Genomic DNA, 18496 nt, shown 5'->3' on the forward strand with positions numbered 1-18496 from the left:
CCCTCACTTTCCACAAGGACACTGGGCATGAGCGACGACAACTTTTACCGCCCGTACAACACCGATTCAATCTTGTCGGGCTGCAATTGCGGACAGCACGCCAGCCAGCAGGCGCATGATGCCGGTGCCGAAAGCGCCCGCTTGGCACGCGGGCAAGACCCAGAGGCCCTGTCCCGGGATTTCGTCGAGACTGCCGCGATACGCGCGTTGTTTCCTGACGACAACACCCGTCGACGCTTTCTCAAAGCAGTAGGTGTTGGCGCTGCCATGGCGGCCATCAACAGCCTGTTGCCGATCCAGGCGATGCAGGCCATGGCTGAAGACAAGCCTGGCGCGCTGGAGAAGAAGAATCTGAAGATCGGTTTTATCCCGATCAACTGCGCCACGCCGCTGATCATGGCTGACCCGCTGGGCTTGTATAAGGCGCAGGGTCTGAATGTCACGCTGCAAAAAACCGCAGGCTGGGCGCTGGTTCGCGACAACATGCTCAACGGTGAACTGGACGCCTCGCACTTCCTCGCACCGATGCCGCTGACCATCTCACTCGGTCTTGGCTCCAACGCTCAACCGATGCGCGTTGCGAGCATTCAGAACACCAACGGTCAGGCCATCACCCTTGCGCTTAAGCACAAGGACAACCGCGATCCTCGCAACTGGAAGGGCTTCAAATTCGCCATTCCGTTCGAGTTCTCGATGCACAACTTCCTGTTGCGCTATTACTTGGCAGAGCACGGGCTGGACCCTGATCGCGACGTGCAGCTCCGGGTGACCCCACCTGCGGAGATGATCGCCAACCTGCGTGCCGGCAACATCGATGGTTTCCTTGGCCCAGATCCGTTCAACCAGCGAGCGGTATACGACGAGATTGGCTTCATCCACATCCTCTCGAAGGAGATCTGGGACGGCCATCCATGCTGTTCGTTCGGCACCTCGCAGAAGTTTATCGAAGAAAATCCGAACACCTTTGCCGCCTTGTACCGGGCGATCCTCAATGCGGCGGCGATGGCCCGCGACCCGGCCAACCGAACAATGATCGCGCAGACCATCTCCACACCGAACTACCTGAACCAGCCGGAAATCGTCATTCGCCAAGGGCTCACCGGGCGTTTTGCCGATGGTCTGGGTGTCGTTCAGGACGATCCCCGACGCTCCGACTTCGATCCAATGCCTTGGTACTCCATGGCGACCTGGATGCTCACGCAGCTCAAGCGCTGGGGCTACATCAAGGGCGACATGGATTTCAACGGTATCGCCGAGCAGGTGTTCCTGCTCACCGACGCTCGTCGTCAGATGCATGATCTGGATATGCGCGAGGCCAGCGCCGAACCGCTATCGGGCTACAAAGCGTTTTCAGTCATGGGCCGTCCGTTCGACCCGACTCAACCCCAAGCCTATCTCGATGGTTTTGCCATCAAGCGCGCATAGAAGGAGCTTTCGATGAAATCACTAAGATTCAGGGCGGCTCTGCTGTCACTGGCGATGCTCGCAGCCTTGCTGCTGGTGTGGCAGATGGCAACGTTACCGGCGGCTAAATCGGCGAAGGTGGCGATGGACGAGGAATACGCGATGCTGATGGGCAAGAGCCTCAGCAGCGAGCAGCGTAAGGTCAGCGGTTTTCCGACGCCTGCGCAGTTTTCGACATTGGCGCTCAAGCAACTTAGTGACCCGTTTTATGACCGCGGCCCGAACGAGAAGGGCATTGGTATTCAGTTGGCGTACTCGCTCGGAAGGGTGGCCATCGGTTACCTGATTGCCTTGCTGGTCGCCATACCTTTGGGCTTTGCCATCGGTATGTCGCCGCTGCTGTATCGGGCGCTCGATCCGTTCATACAAGTGCTCAAGCCGATCTCGCCGCTGGCCTGGATGCCCATCGCGCTTTACACCATCAAGGACTCGTCGATCTCGGCCATCTTCGTGATCTTCATCTGCTCGGTTTGGCCGATGTTGATCAACACCGCATTCGGCGTGGCAGCCGTGCGCAAGGACTGGCTCAACGTGGCCCGCACCCTTGAAGTCAGCCCGCTGAGGAAGGCGTTCATGGTGGTGTTGCCTGCTGCGGCGCCGACGATCATCACCGGCATGCGGATTTCCATGGGCATTGCCTGGCTGGTCATCGTCGCCGCCGAGATGCTCATCGGGGGTACGGGCATCGGCTATTTTGTCTGGAACGAGTGGAACAACCTGTCGTTGTCCAACGTGATCTTCGCCGTCCTCATGATTGGTGTGATGGGCATGCTCCTGGACCTGCTGTTCGCCACCCTGCAAAAGAAGGTGACTTATGCTGGATGAAACCACCAACCGCACACCTGCCTTCGTCAAGGTCGAAGGGCTGACCAAACGCTATCGGCCGGAGCTTGCCCCCGTATTCGAGGACATCAGTTTCTCAATTCAGCGTGGCGAGTTCGTGTGCGTGATCGGCCACTCCGGCTGCGGCAAAAGCACCATCCTGAACATCCTCGCTGGGCTCGACGAGGCCAGCAGTGGCACCGTGGTGATGGGGGGCAAGGAAATTTCCGGGCCGAGCCTAGACCGGGGCGTGGTGTTTCAGAACCACGCGCTGCTGCCTTGGATGACAGTGGATCAAAACATCGCGTTCGCCGTGCGCTCCCGTCATCCCGATTGGTCCAAGGCGCAGGTCGCCGAACATGGCAAACGCTTCTTGGAGATGGTCGGCCTCAAAGGGGCAGGGCAGAAAAAGCCCAGCGAACTGTCCGGTGGTATGAAGCAAAGGGTCGGCATCGCCCGAGCGTTCTCGGTTGAGCCACAGATGCTGCTGCTCGATGAGCCGTTCGGCGCACTCGATGCCCTGACTCGCGGGGTGATTCAGGATGAGCTGCTGAGCATCTGTTCGGCTACCCAGCAGACGGTTTACATGATCACCCACGATGTTGACGAGGCCATTCTGTTGGCCGACAAGATCATGCTCATGAGCAATGGCCCTCACGCCCGTATCGCCGAGATCGTAATCAACACCTTACCGCGTGATCGCTCACGCGAAACCATCCACCACGACCCTCAGTTCTATCGTATCCGTAACCATTTGGTGGACTTTTTAGTCCGTCGCTCCAAAACGATTCAGGAGCACAACGCGCAGTCCAGCACGTTGGCCGATCCACTGGTCGTATATCCGGGCCTGGCCGACGATAGTCCGCCTCCGGGGCCTGATGGACCGTCGGATTCGAAGCTGCGAATTGTCGCCTGAGCCACCGTTTAAGCCCCTTAACTGCACAACTCAATCAAAGAGGTTCCCCATGATTTCCAATCGCGACCAAGTGACCCAATTGATCCTCGCTGCCAAGGTTCGCAAGGGCCTGAAGTGGTGTGACGTTGCAGAGACCATTGGCCTGTCCAAGGAGTGGACAACGGCCGGCTGCCTGGGGCAGATGAAGTTCGATAAAGCGCAGGCCGAGACGCTCGGTAAGGTGTTCGAACTGTCGGATGAGGCAGTGGCATGGTTGCAGGTAGTTCCCTATAAGGGCTCTTTGCCGACCGCAGTGCCAACCGACCCACTGATCTATCGCTGGTACGAAATGGTCAATGTCTACGGCACCACGATCAAGGAATTGATCCACGAGGAGTTTGGCGACGGCATCATGAGCGCCATCGATTTCTCGATGGATATTCAGCGCGAACCGGACCCGAAAGGTGATCGCGTCAACGTTGTGCTGTCAGGCAAATTTCTGCCGTACAAAAGCTACTGACAGCGTTGAGCAGAAGGCCGGTCGTGCGGCCAGCACGGCCGGTGACTCATCGGTACAACCGCTGCGCAGTCCGCCAATCCAAGTGCGAGCTTGAACACGCGAGCAGTCCTTAGGAGCTAACACATGCTTATTGGCGACAAGATTTTGCTGGAATCCTTCCTGGATGAAGCCACTTCAACGTTTAGCTACTTGCTGATGGACCGTACTACGCAGCAGTGCGCGATCATTGATAGCGTTCTCGATTTTGAACCAAAGTCTGGCCATACCAGTACTCGATCCGCTGATGCTCTGGTTTCGCGAGTAATGCAACTGGGCGCGTCAGTGCAGTGGATTCTCGAAACTCATGTTCACGCCGATCACATTTCTGCCGCCACTTACCTGAAAGAAAAGTTGGGTGGAAATATCGCTATCGGCAGCCGTATCACCGATGTCCAGACCGCGTTTGGTGTGTTGTTCAATGAGGGGAGTGAATTCAAACGCGACGGCAGTCAGTTCGATGTGTTGCTCGGGGATGGTCAGACCTTCTTAATTGGCACGCTCAAGGCGGAGGCGATGCATACGCCCGGACATACCCCGGCCTGCATGACCTACGTTATCAGCGTCGATGAAGACACATTGGCGTTTGTAGGCGACACGCTATTCATGCCGGACTATGGCACCGCGCGGTGTGATTTTCCGGGTGGGAATGCCCGGACCCTGTATCGCTCGATGCAGAAAATCCTCGCACTGCCGACGTCTACCCAGATTTTCCTATGCCACGACTATCGGCCTAACGGCCGCCCCATACAGTTTATGACCACTGTCCAAGCACAGCAAAAGGGCAACATCCACCTGTGCAACGGCGTCACTGAAGATGACTTCGTCGCCATGAGGGAAGCCCGTGATGCAAAGCTTGATATGCCCGTGCTTATCCTGCCGTCAGTGCAGGTCAACATGCGCAGCGGGCATCTGCCTGAGCCTGAGAGCAATGGCATACGGTATTTGAGAATCCCGCTCAACGCCCTTTAAAGATGCCCCGTCAGCGTCAGGCCATATCAGCAGGTAGTCAAATGATTGAACACAGTGCGCTGAGCATCCTGCTTGGCGGTTTCATTGGTGCCATTTTAGCCCTGACTGGCGCCGGTGGCGGAATTCTTGCCGTACCAGTTCTGGTGTTCGGGCTTGACCTGTCCATGGCGCAGGCAGCTCCTGTCGGATTGCTGGCAGTAGGCCTTTCGGCGGGCGTCGGTGCAGTGCTGGGGTTGCGCGATGGTGTGGTTCGCTACCGGGCGGCAATACTCGTCGCAGTGGCTGGAATCGTCGTGGCACCCCTCGGGTTGTATATCGCGCAACGCGTGCCCAATCCGCCCCTTGCACTTGGGTTCTCCCTGGTCCTGCTTTACGTCTGCGTACGCATATTGCGCAAAGCTTCCGTGGATCTGCTCAGAGAGGAGATCGCGCCTCGCGCTGAGGTCATGCCGTGCTTGCTCAATGCGGCCAGGGGCCGTTTGCGATGGACGTTGCCCTGCGCAAGGGCACTGGCTTTTACCGGATTGTTTTCGGGGTTGCTCTCAGGGCTACTGGGTGTAGGCGGAGGGTTCGTCATCGTGCCTGCATTGACTCGTTGCACTAATCTGGAAATCAAAAGTATCACTGCCACATCGTTAGCCGTCATCGCCATCGTATCAATGGGCAGTGTGACGACTGCGGCGTTGACCGGAACGCTCGATTGGCAAGCCGGTATCACTTTTGGCGCGGGCTCAGTAATGGGTCTGATCGGTGCCCGACAGATTGCCCATCGTCTGGCAGGCCCTCGTTTGCAGCAAGCGTTTGCCGTTGTGGGTATGGTTGCGGCACTGATGCTTGGAGGTCATGCTCTGCTGCGGTAAATCAGAACGGCTATTGGTGGGTTGCTGAATGGCGTCAGCGACACGTTTCGTTCGACACGCTTGGGCTCAGGCACCTGCTTCAACCGAAGTTGCGGCTTGTAGGCAGCTTAGTAGTGATGATAGCCTTATGATGTCATTCAAATTTTCAAGGAAGAAATTGTGCCCAAGATTCCCCGTTTATTTTTTGCTGGGCTCTGTACAGCGCTGGCATCTCATTATGCAAGCGCTGATGACTTGCTTTTTAAAACGTATGCGCACGATTCGCCAATCACCAGCTATTCCTCGGCTCAAGGTTACTATGATTGCACTGAAGACATTGGCGCTAAAGCACTGTGCTTGAACGATGTAAGATTCATAGATAACAGTTTTACCGCGATCCTAGTTTTCTCAGCAGACAAATTGATTTCAGTCTCTCTGCGGGCAAGCTTTGACCAAAACCTGTACGGCAAGGCAATTGGCGCTTTGGCTCAGTCTTTTACCCTCGTAACTTTGGCAGATAATAAATCTCAATTGGACGTTGTTGAACTCGGCGCCAAGAGTTCCAATAAGTCGGATTATGCTACAGCGTTGACCAATTACGAGTCCGTAGGGTTGAACTCTGGCAACCTGACGTACACATTCATGGAGAAGAGCATTCCGACAGCAGGGCATAAAAGTTTCGTCAGCGCACTTGCCGCCGCACCGAACAATGTTCGGGCCGCCGAATTGATGCTCGTCAGTGACGGTGCTAGTAATAACATGATGATTCGCTTTTCTCTTCCAAAGCTTGAAGCTAACAAGGTTTTAAGTGAAGTTAAAAAGCCTGTGGAGAAATTCTAATTATTCACCTGCAAAACTTGCTACATGGCTGGTGCCTCAGGACCTAATAATATTTCGTGGAGTAGCGTATGAAATTTGTAGCAGGGTTGATTGGCGGCTTAATCCTCGCGGTACTTGCCGCCACGGTTGTGGGTCTCGCTGGTGCAGCCTCTTCAGGCGGAACAGGGAGTACAGGGGCGTTTTTAGGCGCGTGGGGCATAGCTTTGGTGATCGCTCTGACGGCACCAAGAGCAGGAAAAGCTTGGCGTCGACTACTACTCATTTCAGGTCTGATGGCATTCATGCTACCGCTGTCGGGTATTATTTTCACTGGCAGTTACGTTGCAACCAAGGTGGACCATAACAGCGCGCATGCCGCGGCTGAGGCAGCTGGCGCCACGATCGGCGGAGCGCTTGTCAGTGGTGCACTCGGGTTCATTGGGTTTTTCCTTGGCGTAATCCTGATTATCTCTGGCCTGCTGGTGGGTCGGGATAAACAAGTTGTTTACGTGCATGCGGCGCAGCAGCCTGTCGAGAGATGAAGAAATAGGCTGGCAGGTGTTTCGCCTAGGGCTGAAAATGCATGCTTTATCCAGAGTCGGTTTCCAACAACAAAGGAAGTACAGGTATGTCCACTCACATCAAGCCAGGTCCTAAACCCAAGCGTGACGACGGAAAGGATGATCGTCGACATCATGTAAACCCCGAGACCAAACCAAAGCATCCGACGCTCCCGACGCACAAACCACAGAAATAGAACAAGCCAGGCAGTGGCATCGCAAGAGCAGGTATTGAGTACGAACAAACGGCTTTGAGTTTTGGCCTGCGCTGAACTAAATATTGCCCACTGCCTAATTTTAAGCGATCAATATACAAGGTTATTTGGCCTTTATGCCTTGCGGTTAGATCGTTGCGGTTTATGCGTACGCGGCGAGGGTGAGACGATCACGCAAAAAAATGAGCTGATCAAACGCGACTCGTTTCCCGGGGGGTTCTACGATGGGCCCACTGAATCCTTCCGGGCCTGAACCATGATCAATTTCGTGCTTAACACACTGCTTCGTAAAGCTAGTCGACTCGACAAACTTGGTATCCATCTAATCAGAGTGTGCGTCGCTCTCATTTTCATATGGATCGGCGCATTGAAATTCGTTCCTTACGAGGCTGACAGCATTACGCCATTTGTGGCGAACAGTCCGGTGATGTCGTTCTTCTACGAGCATCCGCATGAATACAAAGAACACCTGACTCATGAAGGGCAGTTGGATCCTGCAAAGCGTGAGTGGCAGCAGGCGAACAATACCTACGGCTTTTCAGATGGACTGGGCACCGTAGAAATTTTGATCGGTTTGCTGGTGCTTTCGTATACGTTTTCTCGCCGACTAGGCATGGTTGGCTCCGTACTTGCCTTCCTGACACCCCTCGTGACGCTATCGTTTTTGGTCACGACACCGGAAGCATGGGTTGCCAGTTTGGGCGATGCTGACTTCGGTTTCCCTTACCTGTCAGGCGGCGGCAGACTCGTACTCAAAGATGTACTGATGCTTGCCGGCAGTGTGGTTATGATTGCAGATTCTGCTCGGCGAATTCTTGGCCATGAAGCGGCTCCACGCGGTAACGGGAGCGACTGAAGGAGAAGCTCCACATTTCACACGCGGAGCATCATCCGGACCGGAATACCTGGCACAGCCAATAGGTAAGGGATAACTCAAGCTGCTTGAGAGAGTGCCTGATTAGATCGGCAGCGGACGTTGAGGGCCATCACCGCGCGGATCCGCCTCTGCGCGCAGCTGAGCGAGACGGTCAACATGGCAGGGAATTAATACCTAATCCAACGCATGTCGAATTCGAAAGCTCCACGCTATTCGACTCTATACTCGTGCTCGAACCTGATGTCTGAGAATGAGTTTGGATTGCTACTGATGCCTTCGGGCGAGGAGCGGCACTCAATTTGTCTGACATGACCTTGAGGGTTGATTAGGTAGGAGGGTGTCATTGTACGGACCTCCATAACCATTGCGGACCGCCACATTTTTGAACCCAAAAACATGACTGCCATCGATACGCTCATCACGCTCGCTAACGTTCGAGGCAGCCTGGACTTGCGTTGCCAATTCCAAGGCGACTGGGCTCTTGACCATGCGCAGGAAGCCAGCGGCGTTGCGCCCTACCATATCGTTCTTGCCGGTCAGTGTCGAATGGAGCTACCGGATGGGCGACGTATTACGCTAGCGGCAGGTGATATTTTAGTATTACCCGGCGGCAGCAGTCATGTTTTGCTGAGCAACGGCATTCGTGTCGCATCCAGCTCACCGCAACGAATCATTGGTGGATTGGTGCCGGTCCAGCGTTTCGGAGATGGGGCCGAACTGGATTTGCTTTGTGGACATTTCCTCTACCAGCAGGATTCAATGCTGTTCGCTGCATTACCCGATCATTTACTCATTGCTGGCAGCGTCTGTCTCAACACTGCGCCACTGTCTTCGCTCGTGGCCTTACTACGGGGTGAAGCCGACCTAAATCAAATGGCTGGTCAGTTCATCGTCAATTCACTGTCCTCCGCGTTGTTCGCGCTGGTGCTGCGCGCCCACCTTCAAAACTTTACCCAAATCGAAGGCACACTCGCGTTGCTTACCGATAAGCGTCTGGGTCCTGTCTGGCAGACAATGCTTGATGATCCTGCCCATGACTGGAATGTCGAAGCATTGGCAGGCCTGGCCAATATGTCACGTGCAACTTTCATCCGTGCTTTCAGCAAGCTTAGCGGCAGCTCGCCTTGGACACTGCTGACAAAAGTGCGCATGGAGAGGGCGTATGGGTTAGTGACTCGCACCCAAAACCGGCTAAGCGACATCGCTATTCAGGTGGGTTACCAGTCCCAAGCGGCGTTCAGCAAAGTCTTCAAAGATACTTATGGCAGCGCACCTGGCCAGCTTCGGCGGAGTAACGATTCCGGTAGCTGATGATCGTATCTGACTGCTCGATGCCTTTTCAGACACACATTAGCTTCAGCACTGGGTCAACGACGAGTTGATACGACGATCACATGCCGTATCCCAAGAATTGGGGTGGGTCATTAGACGCTGATGTTTCTGCGCACTATGCAGGTTTAATTTAGAAGTGCTCCGCAGACGCCTGGTGGCGATTTCGTCGGAGTACCAAGATATGACCAGCTGTACAGCCGAAGGTTTCGCCTTGCTCGACTGAGCGCGAAGATCCATGTCTACAGGGCTCTGGCCTTGCATGGGTCAACCATTATCAAGGAACCACTCGTAGTAGAGTCAGACATCATAGGTCAGTATAAGACCCCCTCCTGGATGATTAGGGTATCTGTTGAGTTCATATGAGGCGTTTAGACAAAAATATGAGGTGAACGAACAAGTTCGAATGCCTCCCGAGGTGGAAAATAAACTTATTCCCGGCGCTATCCAGCTGCCACACTCAGGAGACACCATCATGTTTAGCAATTGGCCAGATCTGCTTGCCACAGTCAAAAAATCATTCGGCGCTTTGTCCAAGTCCAATCCGAAAATGGTTAAGGCCTATATGGCGCTTGGCGAGGCAGCAGCAGAAAACAATGTGTTGGATGCCAAGACCCGTGAATTGATTTCGTTGGCGGTGGCGATCACCACCCACTGCGACGGTTGTATTAGCAGCCACTCAGCTGCCGCGATCGCAGCAGGGGCCACCCGTGAAGAGGTTGCGGCAGCGTTGGCTACAGCGATCTCCCTCAATGCCGGTGCGGCGTACATATACTCGCTTCATGCTTTGGAGGCATACGACTCTTTGAAAGGATGAGCATGCCAGCCTGCCGGCTGCTATGAGGGGCTTGAATAGCTTCTCTGTACCCAAAATAGCTATGAATTTAGGTATCTCAGCTCGCCAATGAACCAATGAACGATTTACATATTTTTCTAATGAGCGCGGATAGAATCGATTTCCGCTCCTGAAAGATTCCTAAGCCCGCTAATCCCGTCGCGGGCTTTTCTTTGCCTACAAATCACGCTTGCACTTCTTAAATGTGCATTCGGAAATCAGTAGGAGGGTCACTTTGGTTGTGGGTACCAAGCGGAAAAAAGGGAACCCCAGCTTCGCGGGGGAAGGGTGCCAGCGGGTTCGTGTTGCCCTATTAGGTATGCAATCTGGAGAGCCGCGAGGTCATCGTTGTGTGAGGCAGCTTGAATCAAAATCGTCGCGCAATTCTGCGAGTCCAAATATCGACAGAAGGATTACTGGCGGTTATGGACATGCATCCAAGTACCGGCCGCGGGGCGGCTAAAAATCAAATGTCATTTTCAGACAACTTTGGATCTGTGCGGCAATAGGTCAAGCAATTATTGGTCACGTGCGTAAGACATAAGCTTAACCTAACGACTACAATTGCAGTCATGCAGCGTGCTACCTGAAATTTACAGGCGAAAATAGTTTGATAAGCCGTCCCGTTATAGACCAGTCATAGCGTTCTGCTTTTGGCGCGCCTCGATGCATTTATGACGTGGGCTCGGCCATCAAGGGTTGTGGATTGGTTTTCGCTGCTTGGTATTGAAAGGCAATGGCTGCTTTTTGTGATAGGGTGGCGGACTGTGATAAGACTGTTTTATTCAAAGGGATGTGATATGGCTGAAATTACTTACGTATTAGTTGTACCCACAGACGAAGCAACAACTTTGTTTCAAGGGTGGAGCAGGGCAGCTACAAGCAATGATTTTCTCTTACTTATGGGAGTTGTCTCGGTAGCTCCCTTTGATACGGGCGAAGTATTTATAAACCAACAGAAACTTATCGAGCTTCGCTGTGGCGGTACGCGCAGAAATGTAGTTACTATAGGGTCTCAATTAATAACCGAAATTCCAAAGCTAATCAACTCCGCTTTTGTAGTCGTGTTAGCTTTGCCTCAAGATATTGACGAAATCAAAAAACTGAAATTTTCAGATAGCATTCATCGTTTGCTGGTTTCAACCGAAAGGGCTGAAGGCGTGATAAATGTTACTGAGTATCAGAGTCACATCACTGCTCAGTTTTTAGATTACCATATATATCGTTTGATGATTGAGGCGAAAAAAATCTTTGCACCTAAAGCAAAAATTCCTAAGATGCGCGCGGCCTTTAGAAAGATTGCAAGATGTACTTTCTATCAAGCAGGATGCACAGTAGCGAACGAGCTGGTACTAATAGGGCTCGGCTTCAGGCCTTCAATGCATAAATACATTGACCCTAGAAAAGTTGAAAATTACTATGACGCCGTCTATGAAAGTGCCCAGGCAGTCCTTGCTATGACTGACGAGCACAAGGAGCATGTAGATGAGGCCATCATATATTCACCTGCTATCTACGGAGCACTTTATGATGTTAATTCTCATTTTTGGAATCAAATATTAAGAGAAATAAAACTTCCTTTTCACAGAAATTTTATTAAAAATGGACTTATTAAGAATCCAGAATATTCCGGATGGACAGTGAATAACGCAAATGCGGACACGGATCATCCATCGAAAGACCCCATGACCTCTACGATAACAAAGGAGCGTCAGAGGGAGTTACGGATAACAAATTTTACAGTTGGACTTCTTGCAGGTACTGAGTCATTACCTGCGATCCGGCTTCCGAACTCTGTAAATCTCCACTTATCCAAGCTTAAGGAGATTGAGCGCATCTATAATATGGATGACAAAAAGTCTAAGCTACTTCTCCAAGTAAAATTTAAAGCTCTGTCAGATTCTCTGCGCTCAGCATTTGGCTCGAAACTTTATTATATAATTGCGAGCCGGGTTCTTCGCTGCAAAATCTGTAGCGATGTCCCGCTTGAGTGGGTCTATCTAGACAAACTACCTCTAATGATCAGCCATGAAGTTAGTAAAATACCAATGACTCCTGGCAACATGCTTTTGCAGCTGTCGACTATGGGCCGTTTTACCACGCTTAAACTCGACGTGTTACAGAATATCCTCATTATTCGATCTTTTAGTAAGTCTGACAAGTTAGGCTTATATTTGGAAGCTGCTATCAAGCTCTTTCCAATAAGTACTAAATCAAAAATCTCTATTGTAGATGTTTCATCAATTGAGGAGGTGGTTGCCGCGCTCAATACATTTGAGGGGGCAATCGTAATATTTGATTGTCATGGTAACCATGGGGGTATTAAGGATACCGGGTGGTTAGAAATTGGGACGGAGAAACTGATAAGCTGGGAGTTGCACGGCAAAGCTAAAATTCCGCCTATCGTGATGTTGAGTGCATGTTCGACATCTGCAATTAGCGGATCACACGCATCGGTTGCCAATGGCTTCTTACGTTGTGGGGCCCTAAGTGTTATCGGAACCTTTCTCCCGGTTGATGCTCTCAGTTCTTCTGCGTTCATGGCAAGAATTATTTATCGAGTAGACACTTTTCTTCCATTGCTAAAAGGTATGGGATACGACGCGATCACTTGGAGAGTTTGCATTTCACAATTTTTGAAAATGTCTTACTCTACCGACGTCCTAGACTTCTTTACCAATAGTGAGTATGGTTTGACAGATAAAGATAACAAAAAAATACACTTCGAAGTAAATCTGCGCATTAATTCTTTAGACCCAGCCTGGTACGATTATTTAATAAACGAAGTGTCGCAAGTTCTGGGGGTGGGAGACGCTGAACTTTTTACGGCAGTCAAAGAGCAACATCCTTTGATGGAAACCATGTTCTACTGCCAGTTAGGGCGCCCTGAGCTATTAAATATTATTTTGTAACGGCTTAGCTTACATTTGTAGATGCTGCCATCAAAAAAATACAGTTGGAGATGAAAACTCTATACCGCATTCGCCGCCGGTGTGGCGAATGCGCTGGCCCTTTCCGATGCTTGAATCTATTAATCTTAAAAGTCATCTCTATGCTGCAAGCCTGCGACATGATTTTTGGCTTCGCTTTATAAGCTACTCCATTCAACACCATAGCTTGGTGGATACAGTAGGTGTGTTCACTATCGGGCTCACCTCACTTACTGCCAAGCAATAGACTGGATCTATCTCCCGAAGTTGCAGAGTATTTATCCTAATACGACAGCAAATAAAACAACAAGCCATGCCTAAAATTTTAACAGTGCTGCCTGCGTCGCTCCGCTCTAGAAATCGAAAACTCTTACCGTTCTGGAAGTCGTACTAAGCTGTAAAGTTCCTAAGCCAGCCACGACCAAGGTGGCCAAAACAACAAAAATGTGATGGGGGGATATCGCAAGTGCATTTGGCTGCTTAACGCTATCGCCGACCATCAGCAAGCCGTTGGCGTCCCTTCACACTTAAATTTCGTGAGAAAAGACCGTTGCATAACTAGAGCGTAATCCCACAGCTAGGAGGTGAGCTGGCGGCGGTGCTGTTGCACAAGTTAGAAGTTATGCGACACGATGAGCGTGCCTTTTGCAATTGATTTTAAGTGTCGCATAAGTCTGTCGCATATTGTGCTATACTTGAGATATAACTTGCGACGGAGTCTTCATGAATCACTTAATTGGATATGCGAGGGTTTCGACCCAATGTCAAAACCTTGAGCAGCAGCGTTCGCAGTTAATCGATCAAGGTTGCGCGAGAATTTTTGAGGAGAAGCTGAGTGGTGCAAAGCGGGATCGGCCAGAGCTGATCCGGATGCTCGACCACCTTCGATCCGACGACATCCGGGTGGTTACTCGATTGGATCGTTTGGCCAGATCTACATCTGATCTGTTGCAGATCGCAGAGCTGCTGCGAGTCCGTGGCGCAGGCCTAAGATCATTGGCTGAGCCATGGGCAGACACGACCTCTCCAGCAGGCAGAATGATTCTGACGGTCTTTGCGGGAATTGCTGACTTCGAACGCTCATTGATCTCAGAGCGTACCACCGCTGGCCGACTGGCTGCGAAAGCTCGCGGCGTACGATTCGGGCCGAAGCCATCGATGAGCGCATCGCAGATAGCACATGTGCGAGAGCTGAATAATGCTGGTCGTCCGATCTCCGAGATATCTAAGCTCTTTGATGTTCATCGCTCTACGATCTACAGAGCAATAAGCGAGACCGCTAGGTAGACAACAAGCGGGTCAATACCTGTATAAGCGGTTTCGAACCAGACCAAATGTACTACGCTCGGAAAACGCTGAGCCGCGCATCATCGAGAACCAGGATCAGGTCGAAGATTGCGAAGGCCGTCATTTCTTTCAGCAATCCATCAAGGAAAATATCTGCTTTTTCGAGATCCCTGGCTGGCTCTCTCCAGTTATCGTAAACCAGGAGCCAATTTTTTTCGAATCGCTGAAATCCTGGCTTGGAAACCGTAGCCATTTTGCGGCGAACAAAATTCGCCATGGCCTTTGCCCAATCAACGGCTCCGTCACCGATGAACCCTTCGCCAGGTTCATTATTGGAAATCATGTCGCGAACCTCCCAAGCAAATTTTTTCCCCTCGCCCAATAGCTGCTTCGTTGCCCAATGAAATTCAGGCGCATCTGGTAGGAGGGCTCTTTCGCAGTCCATTGCAGCTGTGGTCTGGGACACCGCTTCAACGATTTCGATTCCTATGGCGCTTGTTGCGCTTCGAACTACTATGTCCGGTCTGTCGGAATGGAACACTGAGGCCGGCAGAGGGATTGGTAAATGCGGGTCAATCAATAGGGCATTAATGATCGTGTAGATTTCAGCGCGGTCATTCCTATCAAAATCCCCTTTCTCATGTCGTTCAGGGACTGTTGTGTCAATGCCTGCGAGCAGCTTCATTCTCACGGTTAAGTCCACTGGCAACTCCGTGAGTAGGTACGGCTTTATACGCTTAGGTCCATCGATCATGTGAGCGGCTTCCTTCATAGCCATTCGAGGGTAGTCACCGAGAGTGCCCGCAAAGCTGAAACCCGAGAGATATTGGCGGATACCTACCGTTTTATTGAGCAATCCCAGCTTTAGGCCAGTGATCAATTATTGTTGCAGCTGTCGGCTCTACTGCACGCTTATGATCTGAGCAATCCAATAATAGCCAACTTTCCAAGGGACTGATCCAGGCGGGGAAATTGTGGTCGAGAAGCCTGGTCCTGAGAGGACTTTATCCAGTGCTAGGGAGGCCAACAGCCTTCACCGGCGTCCCTCCGCCCAGCCAAGGATGAGCACAGCAACCACCACTGGGTCATTCGGCAAAGCCGGTATGGATGAAGCTCATGACCGGCTCCGCCGAAGGTGACCACTGGCGGTGTCGAGGGGGAGGGGTGCGGTCTCTTGACGGTGTCCCATCCGCTTTACGGCATCGATACATTAGGACTCAGGCACATGCATCACAGTGCCTGCTCTATGAATCGACGGGTTGGGATTGGCGGCCCTCGTCACGAAATGCACATGCCAAAGAAGACTCTTCATATGGAAGGCGCTCGACCGCTCCGACTCCGCTGCGACCTGCCATTAAAAGTCATGGGCATCATGCCAGGCGTCGATGAGTTCCTCTCTACCGAGAATACGAGCAGCTTCCGCATAAGCTTCAAGGAATCCAGCATGTTCCATCCAGTCATCTGTTCTTCCTTCGATCTTCCTTCCATAGACCTTGAGAATTACGATCTGCATATCGATTTCGTCGTCTAACGTTTCTGCTTTGGACATCCCCGAGTCACCAATAATGGTGGTAAGCATTTCGACTTGGCTGATTGCCTCAGCTTCTGCCATCCGCACGAGTAAGTTGACCATTCCCTCTGCGACCTCAATCGTTTCTACATATTCGCCCTGAGCCGAGCCATTTCGGACTATTCGAGCCTGCTTGGCTTTCGACTTGGAGCGCTTTGCTCGCTTAGCCTGTTTTTTATCTGATGCCATGGTTGATTCCTAGGCGAGGGTGGAGCGGCTTGAACAGCCGCAATGAGGAATCTAAGCGAGGTTAACGCATTGAATTCGCAATAAAATTTATTGATGCGGAAGCGAAAAAGCTGAAAATCGGATCAGGTTGCGCGACTGGGTAAGGGATATGGCTGAACAAGCTCAGTTGGACCTCCTAGCTCCCCATCGCTCCGGGCGCGTGAACTCTTAGGCGAGGAAACATTCCTGATTGAACCCCGTGATTAAATACGGTCATGAACGCTTTGAAGAATGCATCTTCTGTCGTTAAATGGCGCGTGTACTGGTGAAGTTCGCTGTATGATAATGCTATACATGGCACCCCTGTTGAATTAGCGACGGCCATTATCTGCGGCGTGTATTCGTCGTAGTCATCGCTGAATAGCTCCTTCAATATCACTAGCGAATATATGGTCTTGCCTTCTAAGCTGACTTCAATATCCTTACCATCAAGCCGCATTATCATTGGAGAGGTGCGACTGAGGTAACTGACTGCACCTGTCACTTGAGCCAATCCTTTTTTCAGAGCACCGTTGACGGTTTTTCTTTTCCGCTCGATGGTGTTGTTTACTATGCGCTCAATATTAGGGCTATCTTTCGCCTGAATGATAAGAACATTGTTTTCGCTGATGATCAGAAGGTCAGTGATTTCTTCATTGTCATAAGTGCGCAGCGGGGATAAATAAATATCTTCATTTGCAAAGGTGCGTTGCAATAATCGAGCGATTTCTTTTTCCTGAAAGGCGCCCGGTTCTTCGCGCTCCAGCGTCACATAACTGAAACCTGGACTGCCTTGGTATGAGTTATATTCCGGTCGTAGATCGAAGATAACGATATCTTCATCCATTAAGGGGTATTTGAAAATAACCTTAACCGCCGTTGCGTCATCATCAGGAGTGCTTAATTGAAACCACTCTGACATGGCGTTCATCACTCGGCCTTGATGCATGTCTTCTAGGCTTGGAAATACCGCTTCCATCAACAGATTTCGATGTTTTTTCGTTGTATTAAGTTCGGCGCGGTAAGCAAGCAGCTCGTGGCCCGCCTCATCAAAAAAATGCACATCTACTTCTTTTGACAGGAGCAGACGGGCCAGCTGTCGGCCAAAAAACTCTTTGATGAATGCTCCGCCTGCTATCAGCGGATGCTGTTGGTCATCGAAGAATGCTGCTAAAAAGCCAACTGACTTAACCCCATCCACATCATAGGGGACCAAGTGAACTGAAAAACCTTGTCGTACCTTCGCAGCTAGGATCCCTTCCTTGGATATCTTGACTATAAGCTTGGGTATCGAGTCGGCTTTTGCGGTGAACGGCATGAGCCCCATCGTAAGCTCCCGCACAAGCCAAGCTACCTTGGGATATAAAATTGAAAGCATTCAGTTCGCTCCATGATTTGAAAATATTGGCTTCCATTACCTGGTTGTATCGAGGCGCCTGAGTATCAGTTCAGGCCGCATTGTGTCCCTGTCTCGCGGCATTCAACTACCGGTCTAGGCACCTAGCGCTGGGGTAGGCCAATCTCTTCCAGTTGGGATTTCAGGACTGCCAGCAGGTCAGTTCCGCTGGACGAGTCTTCAGCGATTAGAAAGCACAAGCTCAGAAGCAATGACGGCGATACCGCGAGTCTTGTGCAAAGCTCCACGGTTTTCTCCAGCGTTGGGACATGGTACCCACCTTCGACTCTTGAGATATAAGCGCGTGAGGTGACCGGCTCAAAATCTTCCTGGGTGAGCCCTTTCTGCTTGCGCACGTGCCTCAGCGCCATGCCATAGGCTTTATTCAGCTCCACCAGCTACCCCCACAAAAAGGTAGCATCAGGCAGGCCCGATATGTAAAGTACCATATCGAACTCGACACATTTTCAGCGTTTCGTCGATATTATATAGGCTTTAGTTATCCAACGTTCGCTCCCTCATGGGCCGGGCTAGGTGGGTGGTAGGCGCCTAGGAGGAGATATGTTTCGTATCTGGCTGCGAGTGCGCCATCACGTTGACAGTTATTTTCGCAGGAGACGGCTTCAACCGGGACTTATACGAATCTCTGAAGACGGAATCGTAAGCGCCGATGATGAGGATCTGACTGGCTCGGATGCCTACAAAAACGCTGGGCGAGCCGCGTATTGGACGCTTAGCTCTGAACATCGTCCAGAGGTCTCGGAGCAGGATCAGGTGATCATGCGGCGGTCGCTTAGCAATCAGGCCGATTCGATCTGGAAGATGCATGTGCACTGCTCGCCGGAAGGACCCTTGGTGCTACTTCCAGCCCCAGGCCTCTGTGTGCATCTTGGATGGCAAGAAGGCGACCGATTGGCGCTCAG

At 51.6% G+C, this 18496-nt stretch carries 17 protein-coding genes; 13 read left to right on the forward strand and 4 right to left on the reverse strand.

Going from position 1 to position 18496, the window contains the following annotated elements; translation table 11 throughout:
* Positions 1 to 27 precede the first annotated feature (27 nt).
* From ACI2KS_RS22995 to ACI2KS_RS23055, 13 genes are all read left to right on the forward strand, one after another.
* Entirely contained in the window at positions 28 to 1425 is a 1398-nt protein-coding gene (locus ACI2KS_RS22995) for a CmpA/NrtA family ABC transporter substrate-binding protein (protein WP_404623305.1), read from the forward strand.
* 12 nt (positions 1426 to 1437) lie between these two features.
* Positions 1438 to 2289 carry a nitrate ABC transporter permease gene (ntrB, locus tag ACI2KS_RS23000; RefSeq protein WP_404623306.1) on the forward strand — a complete coding sequence of 284 codons (852 nt, stop codon included), beginning with the start codon at positions 1438 to 1440 and terminating at the stop codon, positions 2287 to 2289.
* Positions 2279 to 3202: an ABC transporter ATP-binding protein gene (locus tag ACI2KS_RS23005; protein WP_404623307.1), complete on the forward strand. Its 924-nt coding sequence runs from the start codon at positions 2279 to 2281 to the stop codon at positions 3200 to 3202. Before ntrB ends, ACI2KS_RS23005 begins: the two co-directional genes overlap by 11 nt.
* A 49-nt stretch (positions 3203 to 3251) precedes the next feature.
* Positions 3252 to 3701 carry a cyanase gene (gene cynS / locus ACI2KS_RS23010; protein WP_404623308.1) on the forward strand — a complete coding sequence of 150 codons (450 nt, stop codon included), beginning with the start codon at positions 3252 to 3254 and terminating at the stop codon, positions 3699 to 3701.
* 123 nt (positions 3702 to 3824) lie between these two features.
* The gene (locus ACI2KS_RS23015) at positions 3825 to 4709 is read left to right on the forward strand and encodes an MBL fold metallo-hydrolase (RefSeq protein WP_404623309.1); all 885 of its coding nucleotides are present in this window, start codon (positions 3825 to 3827) and stop codon (positions 4707 to 4709) included.
* A 41-nt stretch (positions 4710 to 4750) separates the two neighbouring features.
* A complete protein-coding gene (locus tag ACI2KS_RS23020; protein WP_404623310.1) occupies positions 4751 to 5569 on the forward strand; it encodes a sulfite exporter TauE/SafE family protein in 819 nt (272 codons plus the stop codon).
* Positions 5570 to 5728: 159 nt separating this feature from the next.
* Positions 5729 to 6388: a hypothetical protein gene (locus ACI2KS_RS23025; protein WP_404623311.1), complete on the forward strand. Its 660-nt coding sequence runs from the start codon at positions 5729 to 5731 to the stop codon at positions 6386 to 6388.
* Between the two features lie 68 nt (positions 6389 to 6456).
* A complete protein-coding gene (locus tag ACI2KS_RS23030; protein WP_404623312.1) occupies positions 6457 to 6909 on the forward strand; it encodes a hypothetical protein in 453 nt (150 codons plus the stop codon).
* A gap of 489 nt (positions 6910 to 7398) precedes the next feature.
* Complete coding sequence (gene rclC, locus ACI2KS_RS23035) at positions 7399 to 7998, forward strand: reactive chlorine resistance membrane protein RclC (RefSeq protein ID WP_404623313.1); 600 nt, start codon at positions 7399 to 7401, stop codon at positions 7996 to 7998.
* 417 nt (positions 7999 to 8415) lie between these two features.
* Positions 8416 to 9330 carry an AraC family transcriptional regulator gene (locus ACI2KS_RS23040; RefSeq protein ID WP_404623314.1) on the forward strand — a complete coding sequence of 305 codons (915 nt, stop codon included), beginning with the start codon at positions 8416 to 8418 and terminating at the stop codon, positions 9328 to 9330.
* Positions 9331 to 9823: 493 nt separating this feature from the next.
* On the forward strand, positions 9824 to 10165 hold the full coding sequence (locus ACI2KS_RS23045) for a carboxymuconolactone decarboxylase family protein (RefSeq protein WP_404623315.1): 342 nt from the start codon (positions 9824 to 9826) through the stop codon (positions 10163 to 10165).
* Positions 10166 to 10983: 818 nt separating this feature from the next.
* The gene (locus ACI2KS_RS23050; RefSeq protein WP_404623316.1) at positions 10984 to 13095 is read left to right on the forward strand and encodes a hypothetical protein; all 2112 of its coding nucleotides are present in this window, start codon (positions 10984 to 10986) and stop codon (positions 13093 to 13095) included.
* A gap of 741 nt (positions 13096 to 13836) precedes the next feature.
* Entirely contained in the window at positions 13837 to 14400 is a 564-nt protein-coding gene (locus ACI2KS_RS23055; RefSeq protein WP_404623317.1) for a recombinase family protein, read from the forward strand.
* Between the two features lie 52 nt (positions 14401 to 14452).
* On the opposite strand, the gene ACI2KS_RS23060 is transcribed toward ACI2KS_RS23055, so the two are convergent.
* From ACI2KS_RS23060 to ACI2KS_RS23075, 4 genes are all read right to left on the reverse strand, one after another.
* Positions 14453 to 15154, reverse strand: a complete 702-nt coding sequence (locus tag ACI2KS_RS23060; RefSeq protein WP_404623318.1) for a hypothetical protein — start codon at positions 15152 to 15154, stop codon at positions 14453 to 14455.
* Between the two features lie 600 nt (positions 15155 to 15754).
* Positions 15755 to 16159, reverse strand: coding sequence for a hypothetical protein (locus tag ACI2KS_RS23065; RefSeq protein WP_404623319.1), 405 nt, complete (start codon positions 16157 to 16159; stop codon positions 15755 to 15757).
* 175 nt (positions 16160 to 16334) lie between these two features.
* Positions 16335 to 17555 carry a hypothetical protein gene (locus tag ACI2KS_RS23070; RefSeq protein ID WP_404623320.1) on the reverse strand — a complete coding sequence of 407 codons (1221 nt, stop codon included), beginning with the start codon at positions 17553 to 17555 and terminating at the stop codon, positions 16335 to 16337.
* 122 nt (positions 17556 to 17677) lie between these two features.
* Positions 17678 to 17968: a helix-turn-helix domain-containing protein gene (locus ACI2KS_RS23075; RefSeq protein WP_404623321.1), complete on the reverse strand. Its 291-nt coding sequence runs from the start codon at positions 17966 to 17968 to the stop codon at positions 17678 to 17680.
* Positions 17969 to 18496: the final 528 nt, after the last annotated feature.

It is taken from the genome of Pseudomonas sp. NPDC087358 (assembly GCF_044900785.1).
Taxonomy (GTDB): domain Bacteria; phylum Pseudomonadota; class Gammaproteobacteria; order Pseudomonadales; family Pseudomonadaceae; genus Aquipseudomonas.